Annotated in this window: 29 protein-coding genes and 1 pseudogene; 17 read left to right on the forward strand and 13 right to left on the reverse strand. The window is 67.8% G+C overall.

What is annotated here, in order from left to right; all coding sequences use genetic code 11:
- From IRT45_RS31605 to IRT45_RS31615, 3 genes and pseudogenes are all read right to left on the reverse strand, one after another.
- Positions 1-91 (reverse strand): annotated as a pseudogene (locus tag IRT45_RS31605) (30S ribosomal protein S12); the annotation flags it as partial.
- A 387-nt stretch (positions 92-478) separates the two neighbouring features.
- Positions 479-1,051, reverse strand: coding sequence for a DUF3558 domain-containing protein (locus IRT45_RS31610; RefSeq protein ID WP_228535660.1), 573 nt, complete (start codon positions 1,049-1,051; stop codon positions 479-481).
- An 11-nt stretch (positions 1,052-1,062) separates the two neighbouring features.
- On the reverse strand, positions 1,063-1,593 hold the full coding sequence (locus IRT45_RS31615; protein ID WP_194809463.1) for a DUF3558 domain-containing protein: 531 nt from the start codon (positions 1,591-1,593) through the stop codon (positions 1,063-1,065).
- On the opposite strand from IRT45_RS31615, the gene IRT45_RS31620 reads away from it, so the two are divergent.
- The gene (locus IRT45_RS31620; RefSeq protein WP_194809464.1) at positions 1,592-1,801 is read left to right on the forward strand and encodes a hypothetical protein; all 210 of its coding nucleotides are present in this window, start codon (positions 1,592-1,594) and stop codon (positions 1,799-1,801) included. The genes IRT45_RS31615 and IRT45_RS31620 overlap by 2 nt on opposite strands.
- A 10-nt stretch (positions 1,802-1,811) precedes the next feature.
- Here the strand turns inward: IRT45_RS31620 and hppD are convergent, their stop codons facing one another.
- On the reverse strand, positions 1,812-3,005 hold the full coding sequence (gene hppD / locus IRT45_RS31625; RefSeq protein WP_194809465.1) for a 4-hydroxyphenylpyruvate dioxygenase: 1,194 nt from the start codon (positions 3,003-3,005) through the stop codon (positions 1,812-1,814).
- A 162-nt stretch (positions 3,006-3,167) separates the two neighbouring features.
- On the opposite strand from hppD, the gene IRT45_RS31630 reads away from it, so the two are divergent.
- Positions 3,168-3,689: an Lrp/AsnC family transcriptional regulator gene (locus tag IRT45_RS31630; protein WP_194809466.1), complete on the forward strand. Its 522-nt coding sequence runs from the start codon at positions 3,168-3,170 to the stop codon at positions 3,687-3,689.
- A 21-nt stretch (positions 3,690-3,710) separates the two neighbouring features.
- On the opposite strand, the gene IRT45_RS31635 is transcribed toward IRT45_RS31630, so the two are convergent.
- Positions 3,711-4,829 (reverse strand): winged helix DNA-binding domain-containing protein, encoded by a 1,119-nt coding sequence (locus IRT45_RS31635; protein ID WP_194809467.1) that lies wholly within the window; start codon positions 4,827-4,829, stop codon positions 3,711-3,713.
- Between the two features lie 57 nt (positions 4,830-4,886).
- Entirely contained in the window at positions 4,887-5,861 is a 975-nt protein-coding gene (locus IRT45_RS31640) for an NADPH:quinone oxidoreductase family protein (RefSeq protein WP_194809468.1), read from the reverse strand.
- A 123-nt stretch (positions 5,862-5,984) separates the two neighbouring features.
- Between IRT45_RS31640 and IRT45_RS31645 the strand changes: the two genes are divergently transcribed.
- The 3 genes from IRT45_RS31645 (at position 5,985) to IRT45_RS31655 (ending at position 8,434) form a co-directional block, all read left to right on the forward strand.
- Entirely contained in the window at positions 5,985-6,305 is a 321-nt protein-coding gene (locus IRT45_RS31645; protein ID WP_051025181.1) for a hypothetical protein, read from the forward strand.
- A complete protein-coding gene (locus tag IRT45_RS37665; RefSeq protein WP_194809469.1) occupies positions 6,302-7,501 on the forward strand; it encodes a transglycosylase SLT domain-containing protein in 1,200 nt (399 codons plus the stop codon). The genes IRT45_RS31645 and IRT45_RS37665 overlap by 4 nt, the downstream gene beginning before the upstream one ends.
- A 159-nt stretch (positions 7,502-7,660) precedes the next feature.
- The gene (locus tag IRT45_RS31655) at positions 7,661-8,434 is read left to right on the forward strand and encodes an acyl-[acyl-carrier-protein] thioesterase (RefSeq protein WP_036505825.1); all 774 of its coding nucleotides are present in this window, start codon (positions 7,661-7,663) and stop codon (positions 8,432-8,434) included.
- 79 nt (positions 8,435-8,513) lie between these two features.
- Here IRT45_RS31655 and IRT45_RS31660 read toward each other — a convergent pair whose 3' ends face one another.
- Positions 8,514-10,181, reverse strand: a complete 1,668-nt coding sequence (locus IRT45_RS31660; protein WP_194809470.1) for an FAD-dependent oxidoreductase — start codon at positions 10,179-10,181, stop codon at positions 8,514-8,516.
- Positions 10,182-10,371: 190 nt separating this feature from the next.
- Here IRT45_RS31660 and IRT45_RS31665 point away from each other — a divergent pair, with 190 nt between their 5' ends.
- A complete protein-coding gene (locus IRT45_RS31665) occupies positions 10,372-10,863 on the forward strand; it encodes a histidine phosphatase family protein (protein WP_194809471.1) in 492 nt (163 codons plus the stop codon).
- Between the two features lie 23 nt (positions 10,864-10,886).
- Here the strand turns inward: IRT45_RS31665 and IRT45_RS31670 are convergent, their stop codons facing one another.
- Complete coding sequence (locus IRT45_RS31670; protein WP_030517105.1) at positions 10,887-11,087, reverse strand: hypothetical protein; 201 nt, start codon at positions 11,085-11,087, stop codon at positions 10,887-10,889.
- Between the two features lie 84 nt (positions 11,088-11,171).
- On the opposite strand from IRT45_RS31670, the gene IRT45_RS31675 reads away from it, so the two are divergent.
- The 5 genes from IRT45_RS31675 to IRT45_RS31695 all read left to right on the forward strand — a co-directional run bounded on the left by IRT45_RS31675 (position 11,172) and on the right by IRT45_RS31695 (position 13,966).
- Positions 11,172-11,540: a VOC family protein gene (locus IRT45_RS31675; protein WP_194809472.1), complete on the forward strand. Its 369-nt coding sequence runs from the start codon at positions 11,172-11,174 to the stop codon at positions 11,538-11,540.
- A 117-nt stretch (positions 11,541-11,657) separates the two neighbouring features.
- Complete coding sequence (locus IRT45_RS31680; RefSeq protein ID WP_194809473.1) at positions 11,658-12,083, forward strand: MerR family transcriptional regulator; 426 nt, start codon at positions 11,658-11,660, stop codon at positions 12,081-12,083.
- 64 nt (positions 12,084-12,147) lie between these two features.
- Positions 12,148-12,624: a carboxymuconolactone decarboxylase family protein gene (locus IRT45_RS31685; RefSeq protein WP_194809474.1), complete on the forward strand. Its 477-nt coding sequence runs from the start codon at positions 12,148-12,150 to the stop codon at positions 12,622-12,624.
- A 4-nt stretch (positions 12,625-12,628) separates the two neighbouring features.
- Positions 12,629-12,940 carry a GNAT family N-acetyltransferase gene (locus IRT45_RS31690; protein ID WP_062995998.1) on the forward strand — a complete coding sequence of 104 codons (312 nt, stop codon included), beginning with the start codon at positions 12,629-12,631 and terminating at the stop codon, positions 12,938-12,940.
- A 42-nt stretch (positions 12,941-12,982) separates the two neighbouring features.
- Entirely contained in the window at positions 12,983-13,966 is a 984-nt protein-coding gene (locus IRT45_RS31695) for a pirin family protein (protein WP_194809475.1), read from the forward strand.
- Here IRT45_RS31695 and IRT45_RS31700 read toward each other — a convergent pair whose 3' ends face one another.
- The gene (locus IRT45_RS31700) at positions 13,967-14,842 is read right to left on the reverse strand and encodes a helix-turn-helix transcriptional regulator (protein WP_194809476.1); all 876 of its coding nucleotides are present in this window, start codon (positions 14,840-14,842) and stop codon (positions 13,967-13,969) included.
- A gap of 100 nt (positions 14,843-14,942) precedes the next feature.
- Between IRT45_RS31700 and IRT45_RS31705 the strand changes: the two genes are divergently transcribed.
- The gene (locus tag IRT45_RS31705; RefSeq protein WP_194809477.1) at positions 14,943-15,962 is read left to right on the forward strand and encodes an aldo/keto reductase; all 1,020 of its coding nucleotides are present in this window, start codon (positions 14,943-14,945) and stop codon (positions 15,960-15,962) included.
- A gap of 18 nt (positions 15,963-15,980) precedes the next feature.
- Here IRT45_RS31705 and IRT45_RS31710 read toward each other — a convergent pair whose 3' ends face one another.
- Positions 15,981-16,451 (reverse strand): PaaI family thioesterase, encoded by a 471-nt coding sequence (locus IRT45_RS31710; RefSeq protein ID WP_194809478.1) that lies wholly within the window; start codon positions 16,449-16,451, stop codon positions 15,981-15,983.
- Between the two features lie 226 nt (positions 16,452-16,677).
- Here IRT45_RS31710 and IRT45_RS31715 point away from each other — a divergent pair, with 226 nt between their 5' ends.
- The gene (locus IRT45_RS31715) at positions 16,678-16,815 is read left to right on the forward strand and encodes a hypothetical protein (protein ID WP_156055745.1); all 138 of its coding nucleotides are present in this window, start codon (positions 16,678-16,680) and stop codon (positions 16,813-16,815) included.
- 82 nt (positions 16,816-16,897) lie between these two features.
- On the opposite strand, the gene IRT45_RS31720 is transcribed toward IRT45_RS31715, so the two are convergent.
- On the reverse strand, positions 16,898-17,830 hold the full coding sequence (locus IRT45_RS31720; RefSeq protein ID WP_194809479.1) for an AraC family transcriptional regulator: 933 nt from the start codon (positions 17,828-17,830) through the stop codon (positions 16,898-16,900).
- A gap of 182 nt (positions 17,831-18,012) precedes the next feature.
- On the opposite strand from IRT45_RS31720, the gene IRT45_RS31725 reads away from it, so the two are divergent.
- The 4 genes from IRT45_RS31725 to IRT45_RS31740 all read left to right on the forward strand — a co-directional run bounded on the left by IRT45_RS31725 (position 18,013) and on the right by IRT45_RS31740 (position 20,783).
- Entirely contained in the window at positions 18,013-18,567 is a 555-nt protein-coding gene (locus IRT45_RS31725) for a cupin domain-containing protein (RefSeq protein ID WP_194809480.1), read from the forward strand.
- Positions 18,568-18,646: 79 nt separating this feature from the next.
- The gene (locus IRT45_RS31730) at positions 18,647-19,135 is read left to right on the forward strand and encodes a hypothetical protein (protein ID WP_194809481.1); all 489 of its coding nucleotides are present in this window, start codon (positions 18,647-18,649) and stop codon (positions 19,133-19,135) included.
- A 68-nt stretch (positions 19,136-19,203) separates the two neighbouring features.
- Complete coding sequence (locus tag IRT45_RS31735; RefSeq protein ID WP_194809482.1) at positions 19,204-20,277, forward strand: MerR family transcriptional regulator; 1,074 nt, start codon at positions 19,204-19,206, stop codon at positions 20,275-20,277.
- Complete coding sequence (locus IRT45_RS31740) at positions 20,274-20,783, forward strand: hypothetical protein (RefSeq protein ID WP_194809483.1); 510 nt, start codon at positions 20,274-20,276, stop codon at positions 20,781-20,783. The genes IRT45_RS31735 and IRT45_RS31740 overlap by 4 nt, the downstream gene beginning before the upstream one ends.
- 25 nt (positions 20,784-20,808) lie before the next feature.
- Here IRT45_RS31740 and IRT45_RS31745 read toward each other — a convergent pair whose 3' ends face one another.
- Both IRT45_RS31745 and IRT45_RS37290 read right to left on the reverse strand, forming a co-directional pair.
- Positions 20,809-21,939, reverse strand: coding sequence for an alkaline phosphatase family protein (locus IRT45_RS31745; RefSeq protein ID WP_194809484.1), 1,131 nt, complete (start codon positions 21,937-21,939; stop codon positions 20,809-20,811).
- A 168-nt stretch (positions 21,940-22,107) separates the two neighbouring features.
- Positions 22,108-24,264, reverse strand: coding sequence for a protein kinase (locus IRT45_RS37290; protein ID WP_309241245.1), 2,157 nt, complete (start codon positions 24,262-24,264; stop codon positions 22,108-22,110).

A 24,264-nucleotide genomic window follows, 5' to 3' on the forward strand; every position in this document is an offset into this window, starting at 1 on the left:
GACGCTGCGGGCTCCCCTTCAGGGCCGCAGTCTTGGTCTTGGCGACCTTGTCGCGACGACCCTTGCGGACCAGCTGGTTGATGGTTGGCATATACCGGCTTTCCTTATTCAGTAACCAGGTGTCTGGAACTCTTCGATGTCTGTTTGTCGGCGGCGCTGCCCCGATTTCCCGGAGTTCACGCCGCCGTCATAGAGCTGTCACCACTTGCCCGGATCGCGTTTCCACGCGCCCCGAGGTCGGGCGTGTCGCGCGCAGTACATGCCTACTTTTCCGGGCACGCTGAAACGGTCGGCCGCTCTCGCTGGCTTACGTTCTACGCACAAACCTGCCCGCACGCTTCCGGGCACAGCGATCCACGATACCCGTCGGCGCGGCGGGGGGCAAAAGTGGGGTCCGCAGGCCCCGGCCCACCACCGACTATGCGATTTCACTATCTCTCGAGGTCCGCCGACCGGCGCATCCGGGGTGGCGCTCGCCTCAGCGCGCCAGATTCAGGGTCAACTCGGCCAGCTTCTTCGCCCCGGCACACGGATCCGGATGACCACCCGGCCGGTAATTCACCCACCAGCCGATGATGCCGGTGTCCGCGGCCGGCGCCATCACGCCGCACGAATCCGGATCGCCCGGCCGCTGGACCTGCAGCGAGCGCCGGCCCTGCACGTTCACATCCGTGGTGGTGTAGCCGAGCCGGTCGTTGTTGGCCTTCTCGTTCGGCAGCGAACCCATCTCGTACCAGTTCAGCGTGGCCATACCGTCACCGCCGGGCGTACCCGACAGATCCCACATGCACACCGCGCCGTTGAACGAACCCTGCGCGTCCTGGGCGCCGGTCGCCTTGGCGATGTCGTCCTGCTTGACGACCTCGCATTCGCGCAGCAACTTGTCGAAGTTCATGTTGACCCCGCCGCCGCTACCCGCCGGCAACGCGGTCCCGGAAACCGTGCGGCCGCAGCCGCCGACCGTCACCCCGATCGCGAGCGCGAGGACCGCGATCCCGCCCGCCCGCACACCGCGCCGGACACGGCCCTGGTCACGCATGCCGTTGCTCATTTCAGCCGCCCTCACTTCAGACGCTGCACGGTCAGTTCGGCCAGTTTGCGGTTCTTGTCGCACGGCGTCGCCGACACCTGCCCGAACGCGCCGGCCGAGGTCGACCATTCGAAGAAGTCGTCGCCCAGTTGCACGGCGAAATCACAGATGGTGCCGTCCGGACTCGCGTCCTGGAAACCCTGATGCCCGCCGACCTCGATCGACTCCGGATTGCGGCCCTGCGCGGTGACCCACGCCTTCTCCCGTCCGATCGGACTGCCCCGATACGACGCGAACGTCACACTCGGACCGCCGATTCCGCCCGCCTGCCAATTGCAGCCGACCGAATTCTTGAACACCTGCGAGATCTGACCGAGCCCACCCAGATTCCGGACCTCGTCATCGGTGACATGCCCGCACTCCCCCACGAACGGACCCAGCGCCGCCACCTTCGCGGGCGGGCGAACCGACGGAGAGTCGCTGCCCGAATCATCCCCCGACCCGCAGCCCGCCAGCAGCGCCGCGAGAGCCGTCCCGGTGACAATCGCCGCCGTCAATCGCATGATGGGCACTCTATGTTATCGGCGGCGCAGGTGCTGTCCGCTGCGCCGACCCGGCTACGGCGACGAGCGGATGATGCTGGCCAAAGATCCGATCACCTCGGCCGTGATCAGCGTGCTGCTGGCGGGCAGTTGCCTGCTGGGCCGGCCGGCGATGTTCGCGATCTCGCAGCGCATGCACGCACTCGGACCGGATTCCGCAGCCCGCTGAGGACGCCCGGTCACAAATTCCCGCGCGCGTGCTGCTCCCGCTCGATCGCCTCGAACAGGGCCCGGAAATTCCCCTTTCCGAAGCCGAGCGAGCCGTGCCGCTCGATCAATTCGAAGAATACGGTCGGGCGGTCGGTGAGGGGTTTGCAGAAGATCTGCAGCAGGTAGCCGTCCTCGTCGCGGTCGACGAGGATGCCGCGCGACTGCAGGTGCCGCACCGGCACCCGGACGTGGCCGATGCGGGCGCGCAGTTCGGGATCCTCGTAATAGGTGTCCGGGGTGTCGAGGAATTCGATGCCTTCGCGGCGCAGAGCGTCGACGGTGCTCAGGATGTCGCCGGTGGCCAGGGCGATGTGCTGGACGCCGGGGCCGCCGTAGAACTCCAGATATTCGTCGATCTGTGAGCGTTTGCGCCCGGCCGCCGGTTCGTTCAACGGGAACTTCACGCGGTGGTTGCCGTTGGCCACAACCTTGCTCATCAGCGCCGAATATTCGGTCGCGATATCGTCGCCGACGAATTCCGCCATATCGGTGAAGCCCATGACGCGGCGATAGAACTCCACCCACTCGTCCATCCGCCCGAGCTCCACATTGCCCACGACATGGTCCACGGCCTGAAACAGCCGATGCGCCGCCCGCGGCTGATACCCCGAGCGGCGCGCGATATATCCCGGCAGATACGGACCGTGATAGCGCGACCGGTCCACGAGGGTGTGGCGGGTCTCGCCGTAGGTGGCCAGGGCAGCCGTGCGGACCGTGCCGAATTCGTCCGACGTGTCGTGCGGCTCGACCAGGATCCGCGCGCCGTGGCGCCGGGCGTGGGCGATGCAGCGGTCCACATCGGGCACCTCGAGCGCGATGTCGACGACGCCGTCGCCGTGCCGGTCGTGGTGGGTGACCAGCGGACTGGCCGGATCCACCGCCCCGCACACCACGAATCGCGCACTGCCGCTGCGCAATACGTAGGACTTGTGGTCGCGATTGCCGGTCTCCGGTCCGGAATATGCCTCCAGCGCCATCCCGAACGCCTGCAGATAGTGCGTGAACTGGGTCGCGTTGCCGACCACCCACACCAGCGCGTCCCACCCCAGGACGGGGAACGGATCGGCGCCGGGATCATGGTCGACCAGACCGACCAGCCGGCGCAGCTCCGCATCGCCCGGCACCGCGGGCCGGGTGGTGCGGGAGAGGTCCTCGATCGTCATGTCTCCAGATAATCTCCGCGTCGAGGTTCTGGGCAATATCGAGGATTTCGAGTAGACACCCTGGCTCAATTGGTCACCACAGACCGTCGAGTGCTGGACAATTTGAATAGCTGCGCCCCGGCCGTGCACCGTGGGCCGCCGGGCCGAACACAGGAGACGACGATGACGCGCACCCACGCCAAACTGGACGAACTGGATCTGGCGATCCTCACCGCCATGCACCAGTACCAGAAGGCGGGCGTCCTCGAACTGTCGCGACGCACGCGGGTGGCCCGGGCGACCGTACAGTCGCGCATCGCGCGCATGGAGGAGGCCGGGGTCATCGCTTCCTACGATCCGCAGGTCGACGTCACCGCCGCCGGATTCGACGTGCAGGCCTTCGTGAGTCTGGAGATCGCTCAGGGCGCCCTGGACGCGGTGACCACCGATCTGGAAGCCATACCCGGCGTGCTCGAGGCCTATGCGACCACCGGTACCAGCGATGTCCTGTGCCGCATCGGCGCCGATTCGCATGCGGGCCTGCAGGCGGTGCTGCTGAGTATCGACCGCAGCGCCGCGGTGGTGCGGTCGCACAGTGTGATCGTGCTGTCCACGGTGGTCGCCCAGCGCACGCTGCCGCTGCTGCGCACGCTCACTCCGGCGGGGACGAGTAAGGCTCCGGCATACCGGAATTCGACGACCTGAGCCCGCACCGGCGGCGCGTGGCTACTTCCCGGTTTTGAGATTCGCCCCCGGCGCGAGGATGTCGACTTCGGGCCGCAGGCTCGGTTCCAGAAAATTCAACAGGCCGCGGGCTTCCGCTTCGACCTCGGCCGCTTCCCGCGCCGACCATTCCCGGCTCGGGGCGATGCGCAACCGTGCCGCCGACTTGTCGGTGACGATTTTGTAGATGCCGGCCAGAAACCCGTCGATGAGCACCGGACACACCTGCGCGGCCATATGTTGCAGGGGCAGCGGAGCGTTCCCGGGAATGATCCGGCTGCGATCCCGATGCGACAGCAGGACGTTGTCGTACCAGCCCAGCAGCCGGACAGGTGCGGGCAGATCGGGATCGGCGAGTTCGGCGTCGGCGGCGTCGTAGAGGACGCGGCCGCGCTCGTCGGTGTAGGTGCGCACCCGGTCGCCCAGTGCCGCCAGTATTTCCTTGATACCGAGCAGCCGCGACCAGGTCTGCACATCCATCGTGGTCGCGGGGCCGAAGGCGCGCAGATAGCGAACGACCAACTCCTGCACCGGATATGCCTGGTCGAGGGACGCGTCCAGCCACGGTTCGATGCGCGACCACACCGGTCGGCTGTTGTTCCGCCACAGCCCGCGCGGCGGGGTCTGCAGCACGGGGAGCTGATAGAGCCAGGTCTGCGTCACGGCCGTGGGCTCGCGATCGGGATATTCCTCGACGGCGCGGACTCGCAGCTCTGCCGACGACATCGGCTGCGCCCCCAGCACCTTCTCGCCCCGGGCGCGGACCTCCTCGGGATCGAGGCCGACCATCGCGCCGTAGAAGAAGCCCTTGCGGAACGGGATCTTCTCCAGCTCCGGCTGGATATGCGGCGCGATGCGCAGCGCATCCGCCGCCGTCACCAGGTGAATCGTGGCGCGCATCAACGTGATTCGCACCAGCGAACGATTCTCGAGTCCGGCCGAGACCACCGCCGGGTCGAAATCGCTGATCCGGCTCCACAACCCGACGTACGGCGGCGTCACGTCCTGGGCCTGCAGCCCGACCAGATGTTCACACAGCTGCGGGACCGGCACCGGCGACCGCCGCAGCAGGTGCTGCCGGGCCAGCAGGGTGCGATTCAGAATCCGATCGGACAGTTTCATGATGCGCTCACCCTACGACCCGGCACCGACATCGAACGCCTGCCGGACGAGGGCCGCTCAGCGCACGGTGACGACGACTTTGCCCTTCGCCGAACGGTTGTCGAGCGCGGCGACGGCGGCCGCGGTCTCCGTCAGCGGGTACAGCACGGGCTGCGGCGCCGCGATCTTGCCGGATTCCAGCAGCGGCGCGACCTCGTCCCACTGCTCCTGCAGATAGCCCGGATGGGTCATCACCCATTCACCCCAGGCGGCGCCGATCACCTCGACGTTCTTGAGCAGCAAGCGATTCACCTTCACGGTGGGGATTTCGCCCGCGGTGAAGCCGACCACGAGCAACCGTCCGGCCGAAGCCAGCGAGCGGATGCTGTCGGTGAACCGGTCGCCGCCGACCGGATCGAGCACGATGTCGACACCTCGCCCACCGGTCAGCTCCTTCACCGCGGCCAGCCAGCCGTCGGTGAGTACCACATCGGAGGCGCCGTTGGCGCGCGCGACCTCGGCCTTCTCCTCGGTACTCACCACGGCGATCACCCGGCCCGCGCCCAGCGCCTTCGCCATGCGCAGGGTGGAGGTGCCGATGCCGCCGGCGGCGCCGTGCACGAGCACGGTCTCCCCCTCGGCCAGCCGGCCCCGGTTGCGCAGGCAGAAGTGCACGGTCAGATCGTTGAACAGAATTCCCGCACCCGCTTCGAGGGAAATGTTGTCCGGCAGCCGGAACACCATTTCCTTGGCGGTCACGGCGGTTTCGGCGACCGCGTTACCCAGCATGGTCAGCGCCACCACCCGGTCGCCCGCCCGGACCCGCGCATCCTCGGGCGCCGAGCGCACGACCCCGGCCACCTCGCCGCCGACCACGAACGGCAGTTCGGGTTTCATCTGATAGAGCCCCCGGGTCATCAGCACATCCGGGAACGCCACCCCCGCGGCATGGACGTCGATCACCACTCCACCGGGGAATTCCGCCGGTTCGGGGATGTCGACGACCTCGATGGATTCGGGCCCCTCGAGCTTGCTCACCTGGGCTGCGCGCATGAAACGACCTCTCTGTCCGCTGCTGCTTTCCCACAAGTTAACCGGTCTTCGCACACCCCTGTCCACAGGTCCCCGATTTGCTACGCTTGGGCCCGCTGAACTGAGCGAAGAGGGGGATTTCTCATGGCCGGTCCCAACGATCCACCCGCGAACGCGATGAAGATCGATCCCGCGGCCCTGCAAAGTTTCGCGAAAACCCTGCGCGACGAGTCCGATGCCATCGGCAAACTCGATTCCGGGCTGGCCGGCGCCGCCGGTGCGCTTCCGGGGACGGGCTGGGACGCGGCCTGCAACGGCGCCAAGGATTCGGTCGAGAACGCGTTGAAGCGAATCGGTTCGCGCGTAACGCATATCGCCGACACCGTCGAGCAGGCCGGCAAGGTCATCATCGATACCGACCAGCAGTTGCGCGACGATCTGAACAAGATCGGCATCCGCGCATGAGCGGCGCGGCATTGACCATCCCCGACGTCGAGCAATGGGACCCGGACAAGCTGGGCACCGCCGCGACCGCCGTCGGCAAACTCTCCGGTGACCTCGATCAGGCCGTCGTCGCCGCCGTGAACAGCACGCAGAAACTCGGTCAGGACCAGAAATGGGGCGGTGGCGCCGCACAGGCCGCCGACGGCCGGATGCAGGTGGAGAAGAGCCGGGCTTCGACGGTGAGCCAGGCGGTTCCGGGGTTGCAGACGGCACTGAACCAACAGGTCGAGAATCTGAAGAACGCCAAACTCGCGGTGCTACAGATGCGTGATCAGGCGACCTTCGTACCCGCCCCCAGCCTGATGCCGGCGTTCGACGTGAATCCCGACGGCACGGTGAATCCGCAGAAGCGGCTCGACTGGCTCGACCAGCACCGCGACAAACTCAACGACATCGAGTACACGGCGAAGACCACAGAGATCAAGACGGACGCCGCCACGCACGAATGGGCGATCGTCAACGCCCTGAAGAATGCGCAGACGGTCGCGGATTCGGCGATCACGGCCCTCAACAGCGCGAAGGCCCCGGTCGATGCCGCGTTCGCCGGACTCGGCGATCCCGTCACCGGCGCGGGCGCCGCACCTCCCGCGCCACCCGCTCCCACCGCACCCGCCGCGGCGGCGCCGCCTGCCACCCCGGCCGCCACACCGGTCGCGAGCCATTCGGGCAGCCCGGCGTCCTCCAGCCTGATGGGCAACTCTCACCACGGCGGCGGCACCAGTTCCTACAGCGGCGGCAGCTATGGCGGCGGCAGCTACAACGGCCCGACCAGCGGCCCGCCGCCGACCGCCCATCCGTCCGGCGATGTGCAGCAGTGGATCGCCCAGGCCAAACAGGTCCTGATCGAGATGGGCTACCCCCCGGAATCGATCGACGAGAACGCCATCGCGCTCATCATCGAGCACGAATCCGGTGGCGATCCGAACGCGATCAACAACTGGGACAGCAACGCGGCGGCCGGTCACCCGTCGAAGGGTCTGATGCAGTGCATCGACAGCACCTTCAACGCCCACGCGGCCCCGGGCCACACCGATATCTGGAACCCGGTCGACAACATCGTGGCCGCCACGCGCTACTCGATCGACCGCTACGGTTCGCTCGACAATGTGCCGGGCGTTTCCGCGGTCTCCGGTGGTGGCGGCTACGTCGGCTACTGATCGGCGGCCGCAAACACCGGACGCCGCGACACAACTGGACATTTGCTACGTGTGAGTAGAGCCATCTCGGCGTAACAGTGTGACCTGCGCCCCGTAAAGTCATGTCACAAGAAGCACCGCATGAAGTACGCGGCACACCGTGCAGCGCGAGGAGCACCAGTGTCACTCGATCAGCCACTCGCCCCGCTTCCCCAGGAGGGCATGGGCTTCGCCTCGGCGTGGCCCATCCGGGCTGGCGATGTAGATCCCTACAGCCGGCTGCGGCTCGACGCCGTGGCTCGATATTTGCAAGACATCGCGTGGGAAGAGTTGCACACCACGTTCTTCCACCGCACCGACCCGGCGTGGATCGTGCGCCGCACCGTGATCGACGTGGTGCGTCCGATCGTCTGGCCGGATCGGGTGCAGTTGCGGCGCTGGTGTTCGGCGATGTCGACCCGGTGGACGAATATGCGGGTGCGGATCACCAGTGACAGCGGCGGCCTGATCGAGACCGAGGGCTTCTGGATCAATATCAACGAGTCGACGAATATGCCGACCCGGATCAGCGACCAGGGATTGGCGCATCTGGCGCGCACCACCGACGAACATCGGCTGCGCTGGCGGCCGTGGCTGACCGATGCGGTGCCGCCGGAATCGGACACCGATCTGACGTTTCCGGTGCGCGCGACCGATATCGACCAGTTCAACCACGTCAACAACGCCATGTACTGGCAGGCGGTCGAGCACTTCCTGGTGGACTATCCGAAATTGGTGGCCGGTCCGCATCGCGCGGTGATCGAATATGTCGCGCCGGTGCTGGCCCGCCAGCACATCAGCGTGCGCAGCCGCTACGAGCCCGGCGACCGCAACGGCCAGCCGGTGCTGCGGCTGTGGTTCATGGTCGGCGGCACCATCACCACCACCGTGCGGATCGGCGCGCTACCGACCTGAGTGCGGATAGCGGAGAGTTCGCGAAGGAGCCCCGCCGACTTCCGGACCCTCACCGGGGAGGGTCCGGAAGAGCCCGCGTTCAGCCGCGTGCGGCTTTGAGCAGATCCTCGATGGTGGTGAACTTAACCCGCGGCCTTCCGCCGGACTTGCCGGCGCTCTTCTCGGCCGCGTCGATGGCCTTCCAGCCGTCGCGGCCGACGGCGTCGGGCTGACGCTGGGCGAGCAGGGCCTCGAGCGCGGCCCGATCTCCTTGCGGGGCAGCCAGTTTGCCGGAGGTGAAATCCTCGAGCAACTGTTCCACGGTTTCGGTGGCATCGACGCGGTTGGAACCGATCACGCCCCGCGGACCGCGCTTGATCCAGCCCGAAACATAGACGCCGGTGACGTGGGCGCCGTCGGCGACCACGCGGCCGTGCTCGTTGGGCACGATCCCGGCGCGCTCGTCGAACGGCAGATCCGCGATGGGAACACCGCGATAGCCGATGGACCGCAACACCATCGACGCCGGCAGCGTCTCACGCCGATCCGAGGCCCGCGCCACCACGCGCCCGTCCTCGGAGACCAGTTCGTTGTGCACGAACTCGAGCTCGGCGACGTGACCGTCACCGCGGATCTCGGTCGGTGAGGCCAGGTAGCGGAACACGATGCGCTTGTTGTCCGGATTCGGGGCCTTGGCCGCGTATTCCTGGGCCAGTTCGTACTTCAGCCGCAGCGAGGGCTCGATATCGGCATCGTCGAGCAGCGCCTGGCTGGCCGGATCCAACTCCAGCTCGGCCGGGTCGATGATCACATCGACGCCCTTCAGATGTCCCAGCGCCAGGAATTCCGCCGAGGTGTAGGCGGCCTGGAGCGGGCCGCGCCGGCCCAGCACCACGACCTCACGGATAGTGCTCGACCGCAGCGCGTCCAGGGCGTGGTCGGCGATATCGGTGGTGGCCAGCTCGTCGGGCGACAGCGTCAGCACGCGTGCGACGTCGAGGGCGACGTTGCCGTTACCCACGATCACCACGCGCTCACCGGACAGATCGAAGCTGCGCTCGGCGTAATCCGGGTGGCCGTTGTACCAGGCCACGAACTCGGTCGCCGAATGGCTGCCGGGCAGATCCTCACCGGGCACGTCCAAGCGGCGGTCGGCCGACGCGCCGACGGCGTAGATCACCGCGTGGTGATGGGCGGCCAGCTCCTCGTGCGAAATATGTTTGCCCACCTCGACATTGAGCCGGTACTGCAGGGTGTCACGCCGGAACGCGCTCTCGAACATGGCAGACACCGACTTGGTGCCCGGATGATCCGGGGCCACACCGGCGCGCACCAGACCCCAGGGGGTGGGCAGCCGGTCGAACATCTCGACCTCGACATCGGCGCGGCGCAGCAGCTCGTCGGCGGCGTAGCAGGCCGCCGGTCCGGCGCCCACGATCGCCACTCGCAGCGTGCCCAGCTCCTTGGGCGGGCGCGCCGGGGTCACCAGCGGGTCGAAATTCGACTCCAGCGGGTGCCGTTGGAAGTAGGCGGCGTTGATATCGCGGAAACGAGCCAGCGACGCGGTCAGATCGTCCTCGGAGAAGATGGCCTCCACCGGGCAGGCATCCACACACGCACCACAGTCGATACAGGTGTCGGGGTCGATGTACAGCTGCTCGGTCGTCGCGAACTCGGGTTGCTCCGGAGTGGGACGAATGCAATCGACCGGGCACTCGGGAACGCAGCTGGCGTCGTTGCAACAACGCTGCGTGATCACGTAGGCCATATCTCGCAGATCCTCGAAACATCATGGGACGTCCCCACCCGGGTTTGGACAGGGCGTGCATCACACCGGTTGCCGGTCGGCCCCCGCTGTGACACTACCTTCAGTGTGCCTCGAGAGTGAGTTACATCTCTCGCCAGGTAGCGCGTTTTAGATAACACCGTTTACTTTCTACGGCGCTACGGTATTGCTCATGGCGCGGACGCTGATCCTGATGCGACACGGTAAATCCGCATATCCGCCGGGTGTCGACGACCACGATCGGCCGCTGGCGCCGCGGGGGCGGCGCGAGGCGGCACTGGCCGGAACCTGGCTGCGCGAGACCCAGCCGGAAATCGACGCGGTGTGCTGTTCGGACGCGGTACGAACCCGCGAGACGCTGGCCGCGACCGGCGTCGACGCGCCGGTCGTGTACGAGCATTCGATCTACGAGGCCACCCCACACACGCTGATCGAATTGATCCAGCTCACCGGCGACGACGTGCAGACGCTGCTGCTGATCGGGCACTCGCCGGGGATGCCGTGGACGGCATGGGAACTGGCGGCCAATCGCGCGTCGCTGCCGGCCGAAGAGCTCAGCCGCAAATTCCCGACCTCCGCACTGGCGGTGCTGGAATTCGACCGGCCGTGGTCAGGCGCGGACCCCGGCACCGGTGAATTGGTCCGGTTCCACGTGCCGCGCTGACGCGCTGTTCGCGAAAAGGCTTGTCAGCGTAGGAATTTGCCGCGCACCACGACGACCGCGCCGAGCAGCACGAGCACCAGCAACGCGACGAACCAGTTCGTCAGCGCCCAGACGACGCCCAGAACGACGATCACCGGGACCGCCGCGACGAGAGCGATGAACGGGCTTTCCTTGACCGTCTCCAGCGCCGACCGCGCCCGGACCCGATCGATTTCCTTGGCCATGTACTCAGAGTAGGTGCTCGGCGCTGGTTGCGCCCGAATTGTCCGGCAACCCGGATTGTCGGTGGTCGATGAGATGCTCCTCACATGGATTGGAAAATCGAACTCGTCGCCATCCCGGTCACCGACGTCGACCGGGCGAAGGACTTCTACACGAGCATCGGATTCAACGCCGATCACGACGCCAGCCCGACCGACGACATCCGGTTCGTGCAGCTGACCCCGCCGGGTTCGGGCTGTTCGATCTGCATCGGCCGGGGCATCACCGATGCCGCGCCGGGCAGCGTGGTCGGTATGCAGATGGTGGTGGCCAGCGCCGAGCAGGCCTACCGGCAGCTGGTGGCCGCGGGCGTGGAGGCCACGCAGGTCAAGGACGAGGGCTGGGGCCTGTTCACCTATTTCGCCGATCCCGACGGCAACAGGTGGGCCGTGCAGGAACTGCCGCAGCGGGGCTGAACCCCGGCCGGGCCGAGCCCGGGCGATGCGCTCGGGCTTGCATGGAGTGCACTCCAGGTCGGTACTGTCGAATCGCAGGCCCGCGGGTCGGGAAGCGGGTCAGGAAGGCGAGTGGCGATGACGGCAACCACGGCGAATCCCCTCGAGCACACCGAGGACTACGAGCGCCCCAAGTATTCGATCGGCGATGCCGCGGAGAAGTCCGGCCTCACCCGCGACACACTGCGCTGGTACGAGCGAATCGGCCTGATGGACTACATCGGCCGCGATTCCAGCGGTAAGCGCCGCTTCAGCGATCGCGATCTGAACTGGCTGCATCTGATCGGCTGCCTGCGCACCACCGGGATGTCGGTCGCCGATATGGTCCACTACGCCGAACTGGTGCGGGCCGGCGACGAGACCACCCCGGAACGGCTGGAGATGTTCCGCAGAACCCGCGAGGGCGTGCTCGCTCAGATCGAGGACCTGCACAGCACACTCGCCGTGCTGGACCGCAAGATCGGTCTCTACGAGGGCAGAGTGGCTGCCATGCAACAAATCTGAACTCGCGTGACGTCGCATACATCCCGCGCATGGTGACGCAGCGCACGGTTAGGATGCCTCCGCTATGCAAACCCCCGCCGCCGATGCCCGCATCTGGATCGACAAACAGAGTCCCGAGCCCTTCCGTGCGCTCAACAGCGTCGCACTGGCCGTCCGCACCGCGGCCGCGGCCGCCGGTCTCGACCGTTCCCTGGTCGAGCTGGTCAACGTGCGCGTCTCGCAGATCAACGGCTGCGCGTACTGCCTGGACCTGCACTCCCAGGCCGCACTGAAGGCCGGCGTGACCCGACAGCAGCTCGACGTGTTGCCGGCCTGGCGGCGTACCGAGTTGTTCACCCCGTCCGAATGCGCCGCCCTCGCACTCGCCGAGACGACCGCCACGTTGCCCGATGAGGACACCCTGCAACGTGTGTACGCCCATGCGCGGAAACAGCTGTCGGACGAACAGGTTTCGGTGATCGTCTGGGTCGCGACGACCATCGGCGCGTTCAATCGCGTGTCGATCATGAGCAGGCATCCGGTGCGGGAACGGAAGGAGTAACCCGATGATCGATCAGGCCGCGACCGCAGCAGTCGTCCGCAACGACGCGCAGCACCGCTACGAGGTGTGGTACGGCGACAAACTCGCCGGATTCGCCGAATATCGCGACAACGGCGAGGACACCACCTTCATCCACACCGAGGTGGATTCGGAGTTCAGCGGGAAGGGCCTGGCCGGCACGCTGGCACAGCACGCGATCACGGACGCGATCGACCGCGGCCGTGCGATCGTGCCCCGCTGTTCGTTCATCAAGAGCTGGCTCGACAAGCACCCGGACTACGATGCTCACGTAGTGGGCAAAGGCATTCAGCGGTAACCGCGCCCGGCATCAGCGGTGACCCCGGACCGGAGGTGGCCGATGAGCGATCTCGAGGCGAATCCCGCCGAGGCGCTGTGCGAATCGTCGCCGGCGCCCGGTCCGCGGGCGGATTCCTATCCCGCGCGGGAGGTGCCACTGGGCGGCGTGCGCGGCGTCACGGTGATGCGGGTACTGCCTCAGCGTGATCTGCCGACCGTCGGCGCCTGGTGTTTCCTCGACCATTTCGGTTCGACCGAGACCTCGCATCGGCTGCCGCCGGATATCGACCCCCATCCGCATATCGGATTGCAGACGGTGACCTGGCCGTTCGACGGCCGGATCCGCCATCGCGACAGCGTCGGATCCGATGTGGAGATCGAGCCCGGCCAGCTGAACCTGATGACCTCCGGGCGCGGCATCGCGCATTCGGAGTACACCGTGCCCGGCGCGCCCGCCGGGCAGGGCCTGCAGTTCTGGATCGCCCTGCCGGAGGCGCACCGCGATATCGCACCGCATTTCGAACAGCATCGCGAGTTGCCGGTGCTGGCCCGGCCGGGACTGCGCGCGACCGTGCTCATCGGCTCGCTCGGTGAGGTGCGCTCACCGGCGATCACCTACTCCCCGATCGTCGGCGCGGACATCACCGTCGGCCGGGGCGCGGACGCGCATCTGCCGCTGGCCCCGGAATTCGAACATGCGGTGCTGGTGATGTCGGGCGAGGTGCGCATCGACGACGTACTCGCCGAACCCGGTCCGCTGCTGTATCTCGGCAGCGACCGCGCCGAATTGCGGCTGCGCAGCGAATCCGGTGCGCGAGTGGTGCTGATCGGCGGCGCGCCCTTCGGCGAGGATCTGGTGATGTGGTGGAATTTCGTCGGCCGCAGCCATGACGAGATCGACGCCGCCCGCACCGCGTGGGAGAAACACGACACCGAGCGCTTCGGCGATGTCGCGGGACATACTCCACGGCAACGCATTCCGGCGCCGCCGCTGCCCAATCTGCGGCTGCGCCCGCGCACCCGCCGCGCGTTCTCGCCCCGCTGATCAGCTCCGGTCGAAAACCGTACTGCCCGAACCGGTCTCGTCGGTCATGGACTGGGTTCCGATGACGCGCAACAGTTCCAGCCGCTCCTTGGCGTCGGTTCCAGGACGCGGATAGTAGACCAGCAGATGCTGCGCCGCATTCGGCGTGACCAGCGTTTCGCAGACCAGGTCGAGCAGCCCGACCTGCGGATGCCGGATCCGCTTGGCATCGCTGATCCGGACCGCGACCTCGTGCGCCGACCACAGCCGTTCGAATTCCGGACTGACCGCCCGCAGCTTCGTCACCAGTTCGGTGACATCGGCGTCGCCCGCCCGCCGCGCCGCGGTCGCGCGCAGATCGGCCACGTGCCGGCGGGTCAGCCGGTCCCAGTCGGCGTCGGGAAACGTCTCCCGGCCGGTCCTATCGGTGAACCAGCGCCACAGCAGGTAGCGGTCCATACCGGTGAAGCGGGTGTGGTCACCCATCATGTTGATGTGCATGCGGTTCTGGGCGAGGATTTCGCCGAGATCCGATACCACGCAGGCGGGCGTGTCCTCCAGCTTGTCCAGGAGGTAGAGCAGCCCGGGTCCGACGTGGCGGTCGCCGCCGCCTCGATGCGGCGCCGCATGCCCGCACAGGTGGTAGAGATGGTCGCGCTCGTCGTCGCTGAGCCGCAGCGCGCGGGCGAGCGCGCCGAGAACCTGCACGGAGGGCCGCGGGCCCCGCGACTGTTCGAGGCGGGTGTAGTAATCGGTGGACATCCCGGCGAGCAGGGCGACCTCGTCGCGACGCAGGCCGGGCGTCCGGCGGCGGGTGCCGGGCAGCAGCCCCACATCGGCGGGCTGGAGTTGCTCGCGCCGCCGCCGCAGGAAATCGGCCAGTTCCTCGCGATTCATCACTCCACTGTGCCCCGCGCGAGCGCCCACAGCCAGGGATCGCCGATCCCCCGATAAACGATCTCTGCCGAGGCGGCGGATCGAGGCGCAGGATTCCACCATGACTACGGAGCAGACACAGACTATCGAGCAGACACGACTGGGTGAGACGGGTCCGAAGGTCGGACGCATCGGTCTGGGCGCGATGGGGATGTCGGGCGCCTACGGGGCATCCGACGAGGCCGAATCCATCGCCACCATCCACGCCGCCCTCGACTCCGGCGCCACCCTCGTCGACACCGGCGACTTCTACGGCGCCGGCCACAACGAGATGCTGATCCACCGTGCCCTCGCCGAGCGCCCGCGCGAAGACTACCAGCTGAGCGTGAAATTCGGTGCGCTGCGCGGTCCGGACGGCAGCTTCGGCGGCGTCGACACGCGACCGGAGGCGATGCGCAACTTCCTGCACTATTCGCTGCAGCGGCTGGGAGTCGACTACGTCGACATCTACCGTCCCGCCCGGCTGGATCCGGCGGTGCCGATCGAGGACACCGTGGGGGCGATCGCGGAGATGGTGCAGGCCGGCTATGTGCGCCACATCGGATTGTCCGAGGTCGGCGCGCAGACCCTGCGGCGCGCGGCGGCGGTGGCGCCGATCGTCGATCTGCAGATCGAGTACGCGCTCATCACCCGGGGCATCGAACGCGAAATCCTGCCGACGGCACGGGAACTCGGTATCGGGATCACCGCTTACGGGGTGCTCTCCCGCGGATTGCTGAGCGATTCCCTGCGCGCGAACCAGACCTTCGCCCCCGACGATTTCCGCGCACACAGCCCGCGATTCCAGGGTGAGAATCTCACCGCCAATCTCCGGCTGGTCTCGGCACTGGCGGAGATCGGCGACCGGCACGGCGTGAGTGTGGCACAACTGGCGATCGCCTGGGTGCTGTCCCGGGGCGCCGATATCGTTCCGCTGATCGGCGCGCGCCGCGTGGATCGCTGGGCTGAAGCCGTTGCCGCACTGCAGATTCGGCTCTCGGAATCGGAGCTCGCCGCGATCGAGGCAGCGGCACCCGCCGAGGCGGTCGCCGGTGACCGCTACGCCGCTCCGCAGATGGCCATGTTGGACAGCGAGCGCTGAAACCCGTTCGCCACCCGCTTATTTGCGCCGCGGCCGGATTACCGCGGTGAACGTGGCCGCGGCGACCGACTTACCGGTGCTGTCGGTGATGTCGACCGGCATCGCCAGTTCCACCGGCTGCTGCGCGGCGATATCGGCGCGGGCCTGTTCCAGTTCCGCCGCGGTCAATTCAGAGGTGGCACGGAACGGGCCCGCCTCGCCGTTGGCCCGCGCGAGATATTCGATCCGGCCGTCGCGCGCGACGATGAACGTCTCCCCCATCAGATCGACGATGCCGGAAATCGAGGCGCCCATCGCGGCCGTTTCGGCCAGGCCGAACAGAATGGCGGCATGCACGTCACCGTTGTGATTGAGGTGTTCCGGCTTCGGCGCCATGCTCACCACGTTGCGACCGGGCAGATATTCCACCCCTTCCACCCCCGCGAACTGGATGAATCCCAGCTTCTGAAATCCGGCCATCACCAGCTCGCCCATGGCAGCGTGGTCCATTGCGTCTCCCGTCGCGCACAGAATTGAAACGTGTTCCACTTTTTTACTCTGTACGAGGAAACCTGTCCACAGCACGCCGCCCCACCGGTCCGGCGGGGTGTCCGAAAAATCCGAAAAGAAGGTGGTTCAGATTTGCCGGATTTTGGTTAAGCTTCATTCCACTGCGCTGAGCACGGCAGGACAACCCACCGGGTCCGCGGACCCATGATGCACGAGGAAGCAGTTCATGAACGCCTTTATCGCCCTGATCGACTCCAACTCCGCCGGCACAGTGAACTCGAACAGCGTCTTCACCAACATCATGAACCTGTTCGTGACGGGGTCGGCCGGGTCCGCCACCCAAGGCGGCGGCATCTTCAACTGAGCCGCGCTCCGCAACCGCCGGCCCGCCCCCGACCCCATGCACGGAGGCGGGCCGTTCGCATTCCCGCGGACGGCTCGCGCGTTCAGCCGCGCAGCTGACCGGGAGTGGTGTCGAAGCGGCGGCGGAACGCCTTGGTGAAACTACTGGCCGAACCGAATCCCAGATCCGCACCGATATCGGCGACGCTGCGCTGCCGATAGGCCGGATTGCGCAGGCGGTCGCGGGCGATCTGCAGGCGCTGCTCCCGAATGACCTCGCTCGGCGTGGTACCGGCCTGACTGAAGGCCAGTTGCAGCTGACGCAGCGACCAGCCGAGAGCCGCCGCGACGCGCGCGCCCGTGAGCTGCGGGTCGCCCGCGTGCGTGCGGATGTAGCGCCGGGCGCTCACCTCCACCTGCGCCAGCTGGGCGGGCGCGCTCGGCGTCTCCCCGAGAATCTGCATGCACAGCAGATCCACCAATTGTTCTGCGACGGTGTCGAATTGGTGGTCGGTGAGCGCGGCGCGCTCGGTGTACAGGGTGGCGGCCACCGCTCCCGCTACCCCGCCGATTCCGGTGCTCAGATTCAGCGGCCGCGGTGGCGGCTCCCGGCGGTTGAGACGATGCCGGATGTCCTCGCGCGCAATGGTGACGATGAGCCCGTGCGAGCCCTCGCACATCGACATCTCGAAGGGCTCGTCGGTGGAGACCAGGCACGCACTGCCGGGCGGCAACGCACCGGTGTCGTCGCCGTGGCGGAAGGTCAGGGTGCCGGTGATCGGCACGAGCAACCGATAGTCGGAGTCGGGGTCGGCGCGGATGAGCCGCGGACTCCGGAAATAGGTGACGGCGTCGGATTCCCAGCCGACCAGTTGATACGACTCGGTACGCCGCAGCGAGGTCCGGCCGCGGAAATCCGCGGAGGTCGGAAACCGGTAGCCCAGGGTGCACTGGTACGAGCTGATCAGATGAGCCCAGTAATCGACCCGCTCGTGCGGCTCGATCGCACTCGTCGTCTCCGATTCGGCAGTGGTCATCGCGGATATCATTGCCGGTTTTCCGATTCTGCGCACCTGAACAATGTCCGTGCGTTCCAGGACATGTGGGCATGCCCCGGTGCTCGCTACCGTGCCGGAGAGCTGATATCCGGAAACGGGCTGTACAACGGCGTAATACGAGTCCGGATCAGCGCGGAATGGATGAGGATCAGGAGGTTTCCATGCGCAGGATCGTGGTCGGGGACGACGGCACCGGACAGGGCAGCGTACTTTCCGACGAGAACGTCGAGCCGCTGACGCTGGCACTGCTGCCGGGGGCGCAACTGCATCGGATGTGGGAGGTTGACGAACTGCCCGCACTTCCGGTCGACCGGATGCCGTCCGAGGTCGACACCAGCTACTTTCCCGGACCCGGCGGAGTGCGCTTCGGCTTCATCTCCGTCCCGCCGGGCCTGAGTTACGAGCCCGACGCCGAGTTGTCCGAGGCGGAGATGGCGGTGGTGGCGGCCGAGGCGGAGCAGAAGTTGCCGGGCATGATGGCGGCCTTCGACCCGGCTCGTCCCGGCGTGCACGCCACCGAGAGCGTCGACTTCGTGGTGGTGCTCAGCGGCGAGGGCCGGCTGCGGATCGGCGACGACGTGGATGTGGCACTACGAGCGGGCGATTGCGTCGTGCAGCACGGCGCACCGCATGCCTGGTTCAACGACGGCGCCGAACCGTTCGTGTTCTGCTACACCCTCTGCGGCGTCGAGCGGAACGCGCCGGCCGCACAGTGAGGCGGGCACCGCGATGAGAATCTCCGGAAGTCGTTGGCACAGTTTCGAATACACGCCAGTCGATGCCGGTCCGTGTGCGGTGGAACTGCCCACCGCCGCCGTGGGCGTACCGCGGCGATTCTTCGATTGCCTGCTGGTGCGGATCGTCGTCGAACCCGGCGACTGCCCCATCAGCGGTGACGCCGTGGACACGGTCCGGAGGCTGTGCGCCGACAGCGACGCATCCTTCGTCGTCCTCGCCGGCAGCCCGTTCTGCGTGGCGAGCGGCAGCCGTCTCACCCTCGGCTCCGATCAGGCCGACGTGCTCACCCATCTCGCCGACACCCTGGACGTCCTCGCGGAATTCACCGATCGCCTGGAAGAACACGGCGAACGTGCCCATGCGATTCCGTTCGGCTGGAACGTCGCGTGCCGGATGGAGATGCCGGCCCGGCCGTGGACGTCGACGGTGACGCTGCGCGCACCGGCGCCGCCGTCGCGGTTCGACGGCTTCGCACCCCCGCCCCGCGCCCGGCCGCACTGCCCGCACGCACTGGTCTCGGCGAATTCACGCACCTTGCGCCGCTGAAGCCGGGCACCGCCGTCGGCCGTCACCGGCCTTGACCTTCAGGTCGGCTGAAGCTTCATGATGGGGCGGTGACGGAATCCGGAATGGTGACGATCGGAGCGTTCGCGCGGGCCAGTGGGCTCACGGCGAGCGCACTGCGGTTCTACGCCGATTCCGGGCTGCTACCGCCCGCGATCGTGGATCCGATGTCGGGATATCGGTATTACGCCGACGACCAGCTGGAACGAGCGGTGGCGATTCGCGGTCTGCGCGAGATCGGCATGCCGCTGGACACGATCGCGACGGTGCTGGCAGCCGAGAGCGAGAGCGCGGGACGGCTCATCGATGAGCACGTCGCCGGGCTGGAACAGCACGTGCGGCGGGCTCGGGGACGGGCCGCCGAGATCAAGGCGGCCCTGGGCACCGGGCGCGGGTGGGCGGTCACGACCGTCAGCGGTCCCGTCTTCGCGACGGCGGTCGAGCAGATACTCGCCGCGACCGTGCACGAACCGGAGCATCCCGTCCTCAGCGGCGTCCACGTCGAGGTCTCGCCCGAGGCGCTGACGCTCACGGCCACCGACCGCTACCGGCTCGCCACCCGGACCCTCGTCCCCGAGCGGCCGAGTTCGACCGAGTGGGCCGCCACCGTCGACGGTGACGATCTGCGGCTGGCCGTGCCGCTGATCCGCCGCCACCACCAGGTCCGGCTGGATGCCGGCCCGCATTCCGTCCGGTTCCGGGCAGGCGAGTCGCCGGCCGGGACGTGCCGCATCCTGCCGGGGCCGTTTCCCGACCATCGCATGCTGCTCGGGTCCATCGAGACCGCCCGCACACGCATCGTGACACCGAGGGACACCCTCGTCCGGGCGATGGAATCGCTGCGCGCGCGCCATATCCGGCTGTGCGCCCGCGCCGGCGCGGTGGCGCTCGCGAGTGCCGGTTCCGGTGCGAGCGAAACGGTTTCGGCCGCGATCACCGGACCGGACGTCGAACTCACCTTCGACATCACCACCCTCTATCCGGCGATCGGCGCTGCCATCGGGCCCGACGTGATGATCGACATCGCCGGTCCGAAGCAGCCCGTCGTCATCCGATCCGCGGACGACGGCGACCTCACCACCGTGGCGATGCCCGTCGCCCCTGCCCCCATCGAGGAATCATGACCGACACCGTTGCCCACGACCCCACCATGGCGGCCATCGGCGCGGCCGTGGAACGCGGCCGCAACGGCGAAACCGACTCCGCCCGAACGCAACTCGTCGAGCTGTGGGAGCAGATCGGATCGGCGGGCGATCCGCTGCACCGATGCACCCTCGCCCACCACCTGGCCGATCTTCACACCGATCCGGCCCAGGCACTGGTGTGGGATGTGCGGGCGCTGGACGCGGCCGACGCCCTCACCGAGGCGCGCGTGCAGAGCCATCACGCGAGTCTGCACATCGCCGGCTTCTATCCCTCGCTGCATCTGAACCTCGCCGACAACTATCGGCTGCTCGGATCGTTCGCGGCCGCCGCCGAGCACATCGCGGCAGCGCGACGGCATACCGGCGCGCTGGCCGACGACGGCTACGGCCGACTCATCCGACGCGCGATCGAAGAGGTCGCCGCGGCGATCGAGCACCGATCGACCCGGCGGCGGGACTCGGCACCCGGTACGTCCGGGGCGTGATCGAACACCCTCGCACGTATCCGGTTCATCGCGAGGCGATGAGCGGGACGAACTGTTCGTCCGCGGTCCGGGCGCCGTGGTGGCCGAGCATCATCGATTCCAGCGGTTCGCGGGCCGGGCAGACCAGCACCGCGCGATGCTCCGCCACCGCGACGAGGTCTCCGATTCGCGCGGTGACGACCGGATCCGGTGGTGTCGGTCCGAACCACTGCTCATCCACGGCTTGTTCACGCGTGACAACAGTTGCGACCGTGGACAATTCCTCGGACCAGGCGGCGAGCACATCGGACAGCGCCGCCGCGTCGTCGAGGTAGACGTGGCGCACCCGGGCCTCCCCGGCGATCGTCCGCACGCCGCGATGCAGATGCGGGCGGGCGTCGAGGTCGACGACGGTATCGGCGTGGATCATGCCGTGATCGCCGGTGACCAGGAGGGTGCATTCGGCCGGAAGGTCGGTCAGCAGGTCGGCGACCGCGCGGTCCACCTCGGCCAGTACCCGTAGCCATTCCGATGATTCCGGGCCGTGCAGGTGCCCGGCGACATCCAGGTCGCCGAAGTAGGCGTACGCGAACCGCCGTCCGGCGCCGGAATGATCTGCGACAGCGAGGATTCCGGCCCGCACCCCGTCGAGGTCGGCGGCCGGATGCACCGTGCCCGGGGCGCGGAAGGCCGCACGGGTCAGTCCCGAATCGCGCTGGTAGGCGGGGATCACATAATGCACGTCGACACCGTGTGCGGCGAGGTCCTGGATCCGGCTGGTCGCGCGCTGCAGGACTTCCGGCGGAAGTTCGGCGAGAGCGTCGGGACCGGTCGCGGAGTCGAGCCGCCAGCGCAGTGCGTTGAACACCCGCGATGTTCCGTCGTGTGGCACGGCGAAGCTGTAGCCGATGATTCCGTGCGTGGCACAGGGCGCACCGAGGGCCAGGCTCGTGATGCTGACCGCGGTGGTGGCCGGGAAGCCGGCCTCGAGTGTGGTGGCGACGTGCGCGGACAGGGTCGGCGCGATATCGCGGTGGCGGGCGAGCAGTTCGGCGCCCAGCCCGTCGATCAGCAGCACGACGACATCACGGGCGGCGGCCAGGCCCAGCGAGTTGTCCACATCCATCCCCAACGATGCGGCGACGGACGGCAGGACATCGGCGAGTGTGTACGGCATCGCCGCCCATGCTGCCGGATCGAAGCCCTCGCCACGAACGAATTGCGGACGCCGACCGGTGCCGTGGAGCGCGGCCGGCCCTCCTGGCGGTGCCGACGAAGCGCACGGTCGAGGCGGCGGGGACGAGCACCGCGGCCACGAGTGCGGCCCCGTCGGGCGGGCCGGTGCTCAGGTGCGGATCTCCCGGATCAGCACCCGACCGTCGCGGTCGGTCGTGATGGCGGTGTAGGCGTGGTAGAGGAACCCGCGGTCGGGGCGGCGTTCGAAGACCTGCACCCGAAAGCGGTCCGGGACATCGCCGCCGGTCACGTGCACGCAGTGCTGGGTGCCGACCGGCACTTGGGCGATCCGGGTCTGCAGGGTTTCGGCAGTGGGCACCGCCGTCGCTTCGGGCACGACGTATTGCCTTGCCGCCGAGCCGCTTCGGGTGGCGTACTGCGCGTATTCATAGCCCAGCACGGCATCCGGGCCGGATTCGGTGCCGCCGGGCGTATCGTCGTTGACGTCGGTCGCGGTTCTCGCGGCGTAGCACCACGGAACACTCTCCGGCGCTTCGACTTTCACCTCCACCGGGGTTGTCGCATCAGGCGGGGCGATACCCATCGGCAGCTGCCGCCACCAGCGATCGTAGACCTCCAGCGCCGCATGCTTGGTCCAGTGCAGGCCGACGACGAATCGGGACCGCTGCACGTCCTGCGGAAACAGCGTGTAGAGGTCCTGCGGCCCGGCCGCATCCGGCGTCGGCAGGACGACATTCAGCGGATCGGTGAAGCCGGGATGCATCGCCAGCAGATCTCCACTGTGCTTACTCGCGTCGGCGGCGAATTCCACCGCAGCGTCGGCCTTTTCGAGATCGACGAGTTCCACTCGCAGATCGCGATCCGGATTCTCACAGGCTATCGCCGCCCGATCGCCCGTCGTCGGATCCACCGCGCACCGCGTCCCCAGCCATCCGGCCTCTCCGGGACGCGCGGATACCACCTGCGGAAAATTGTCCGCGATGAGCTGGTATTTCGATCCCCAGCCGACGTCGGCCGTCGAATGCCCGCCCGACCATCTGTCGACCGCCACCGCAGCGCCGGCCAGCACGATGACGACACCCGCCGCAGCCGCACCCCGCCGGATCCACACTTTCCGCCGCGCTGCCCCGGCGGGCACTGCCGGTGACTGCCCGGAACCGCCGCCGTCGGAATGCGGGGGCAGCGGCATCTGCCCCGGACCCGGCGCATCGAACGCAGACTGCACCCGGGACTGCGTCGGCGCGGCCGCCGATGTCGGGTATTGCTGCGCGAACGGCGCCGGCGAGTGTTCCCGCGGCTGCGAGGCGGATTCCCACGAAGGGGTCGAGTGGTCCGGGAATATCGGCGGCGTGACAAGCGGACGGACCCGAGCCGAACCCGATTGTGGCACAGGGACAGAGGTATCCGCACCGGCCGCATGTTCCGGAGCGGGAGCACGGTAGCGGTGGTCTATCGCACCGAACCCCTTGCCGGACAACGCTTCCCGCACCGCGTCCACGAATTCCGCACAGCTGCCGTACCGCTCGTGCGGCTGCTTCGCCATCGCCCGCGCCAGCACGGGATCGAGCGCGGGCGGCAGGTCCGCACGCACCGCTGTCGGCCGGGGAATCGGTTTCGTGACGTGCCCGGCGACCACCTGGCCGGGATTGGTTCCGGCATAGGGTGGTCGCCCGCACAACAGCGTGAACAGGGTGCAGGCCAGGGAGTACTGGTCGCAGCGGTGGTCGAGCGGTTCGCCGGAGAGCTGCTCGGGAGAGGCGTAGGCGAGCGTGGCGGTGAGGGTGCCGGTCACCGTGAGTTCGGTGTCGGCGTCCTGTAATCGGGCGATGCCGAAATCGGTGAGAACGGTCCGTTCGGCGCGGCCCGCCTCGGCTGCTTCGAGGAGAAGGTTCGCCGGTTTGATGTCGCGGTGCAGCACCGCCTTGCTGTGCGCGTAGTCCAGTGCCGCGGCGGTTTCGGTGACGATGCGCAGCACCCGTTCGGTGGTGAGGGCGCGCCGGTCCAGCCGCGCCGCATCGGTGCCGTGCACATACTGCATCGATATCCACAGGTGCCCGTCGTCGGCGCCGCGGTCGTAGACCCGCACGATGCCCGGATGTTCCAGGCGGGCAACGATATCGGCTTCCTGGTCGAACCGGCGGCGCCGCTCGTGATCGGCGGAGACGTCCCGGTCGAGCAGTTTCAATGCCACCCGGCGGGGCAGCCGGGGATGGCGGGCGAGATAGACCGTTCCCATTCCGCCACGGCCGAGCACGCCCTCTATGAGGTAATCGGCGAACGTCTCGCCGATCGCGAGTGCGGCCAC

The organism is Nocardia sp. BSTN01 (genome assembly GCF_015354405.1).
Lineage (GTDB): Bacteria > Actinomycetota > Actinomycetes > Mycobacteriales > Mycobacteriaceae > Nocardia.

Coding starts and splice junctions, on each gene's coding strand:
- IRT45_RS31610 (WP_228535660.1), bottom strand. CDS start 1,051: ATGAGCAACGGCATGCGTGACCAGGGCCGTGTCCGGCGCGGTGTGCGG.
- IRT45_RS31620 (WP_194809464.1), top strand. CDS start 1,592: ATGATGGGCACTCTATGTTATCGGCGGCGCAGGTGCTGTCCGCTGCGC.
- IRT45_RS31615 (WP_194809463.1), bottom strand. CDS start 1,593: ATGCGATTGACGGCGGCGATTGTCACCGGGACGGCTCTCGCGGCGCTG.
- hppD (WP_194809465.1), bottom strand. CDS start 3,005: ATGACGATCGAGGACCTCTCCCGCACCACCCGGCCCGCGGTGCCGGGC.
- IRT45_RS31630 (WP_194809466.1), top strand. CDS start 3,168: ATGACGCGCACCCACGCCAAACTGGACGAACTGGATCTGGCGATCCTC.
- IRT45_RS31635 (WP_194809467.1), bottom strand. CDS start 4,829: ATGAAACTGTCCGATCGGATTCTGAATCGCACCCTGCTGGCCCGGCAG.
- IRT45_RS31640 (WP_194809468.1), bottom strand. CDS start 5,861: ATGCGCGCAGCCCAGGTGAGCAAGCTCGAGGGGCCCGAATCCATCGAG.
- IRT45_RS31645 (WP_051025181.1), top strand. CDS start 5,985: ATGGCCGGTCCCAACGATCCACCCGCGAACGCGATGAAGATCGATCCC.
- IRT45_RS37665 (WP_194809469.1), top strand. CDS start 6,302: ATGAGCGGCGCGGCATTGACCATCCCCGACGTCGAGCAATGGGACCCG.
- IRT45_RS31660 (WP_194809470.1), bottom strand. CDS start 10,181: ATGGCCTACGTGATCACGCAGCGTTGTTGCAACGACGCCAGCTGCGTT.
- IRT45_RS31665 (WP_194809471.1), top strand. CDS start 10,372: ATGGCGCGGACGCTGATCCTGATGCGACACGGTAAATCCGCATATCCG.
- IRT45_RS31670 (WP_030517105.1), bottom strand. CDS start 11,087: ATGGCCAAGGAAATCGATCGGGTCCGGGCGCGGTCGGCGCTGGAGACG.
- IRT45_RS31675 (WP_194809472.1), top strand. CDS start 11,172: ATGGATTGGAAAATCGAACTCGTCGCCATCCCGGTCACCGACGTCGAC.
- IRT45_RS31680 (WP_194809473.1), top strand. CDS start 11,658: ATGACGGCAACCACGGCGAATCCCCTCGAGCACACCGAGGACTACGAG.
- IRT45_RS31685 (WP_194809474.1), top strand. CDS start 12,148: ATGCAAACCCCCGCCGCCGATGCCCGCATCTGGATCGACAAACAGAGT.
- IRT45_RS31690 (WP_062995998.1), top strand. CDS start 12,629: ATGATCGATCAGGCCGCGACCGCAGCAGTCGTCCGCAACGACGCGCAG.
- IRT45_RS31695 (WP_194809475.1), top strand. CDS start 12,983: ATGAGCGATCTCGAGGCGAATCCCGCCGAGGCGCTGTGCGAATCGTCG.
- IRT45_RS31700 (WP_194809476.1), bottom strand. CDS start 14,842: ATGAATCGCGAGGAACTGGCCGATTTCCTGCGGCGGCGGCGCGAGCAA.
- IRT45_RS31705 (WP_194809477.1), top strand. CDS start 14,943: ATGACTACGGAGCAGACACAGACTATCGAGCAGACACGACTGGGTGAG.
- IRT45_RS31710 (WP_194809478.1), bottom strand. CDS start 16,451: ATGGACCACGCTGCCATGGGCGAGCTGGTGATGGCCGGATTTCAGAAG.
- IRT45_RS31715 (WP_156055745.1), top strand. CDS start 16,678: ATGAACGCCTTTATCGCCCTGATCGACTCCAACTCCGCCGGCACAGTG.
- IRT45_RS31720 (WP_194809479.1), bottom strand. CDS start 17,830: ATGACCACTGCCGAATCGGAGACGACGAGTGCGATCGAGCCGCACGAG.
- IRT45_RS31725 (WP_194809480.1), top strand. CDS start 18,013: ATGCGCAGGATCGTGGTCGGGGACGACGGCACCGGACAGGGCAGCGTA.
- IRT45_RS31740 (WP_194809483.1), top strand. CDS start 20,274: ATGACCGACACCGTTGCCCACGACCCCACCATGGCGGCCATCGGCGCG.
- IRT45_RS31745 (WP_194809484.1), bottom strand. CDS start 21,939: ATGCCGTACACACTCGCCGATGTCCTGCCGTCCGTCGCCGCATCGTTG.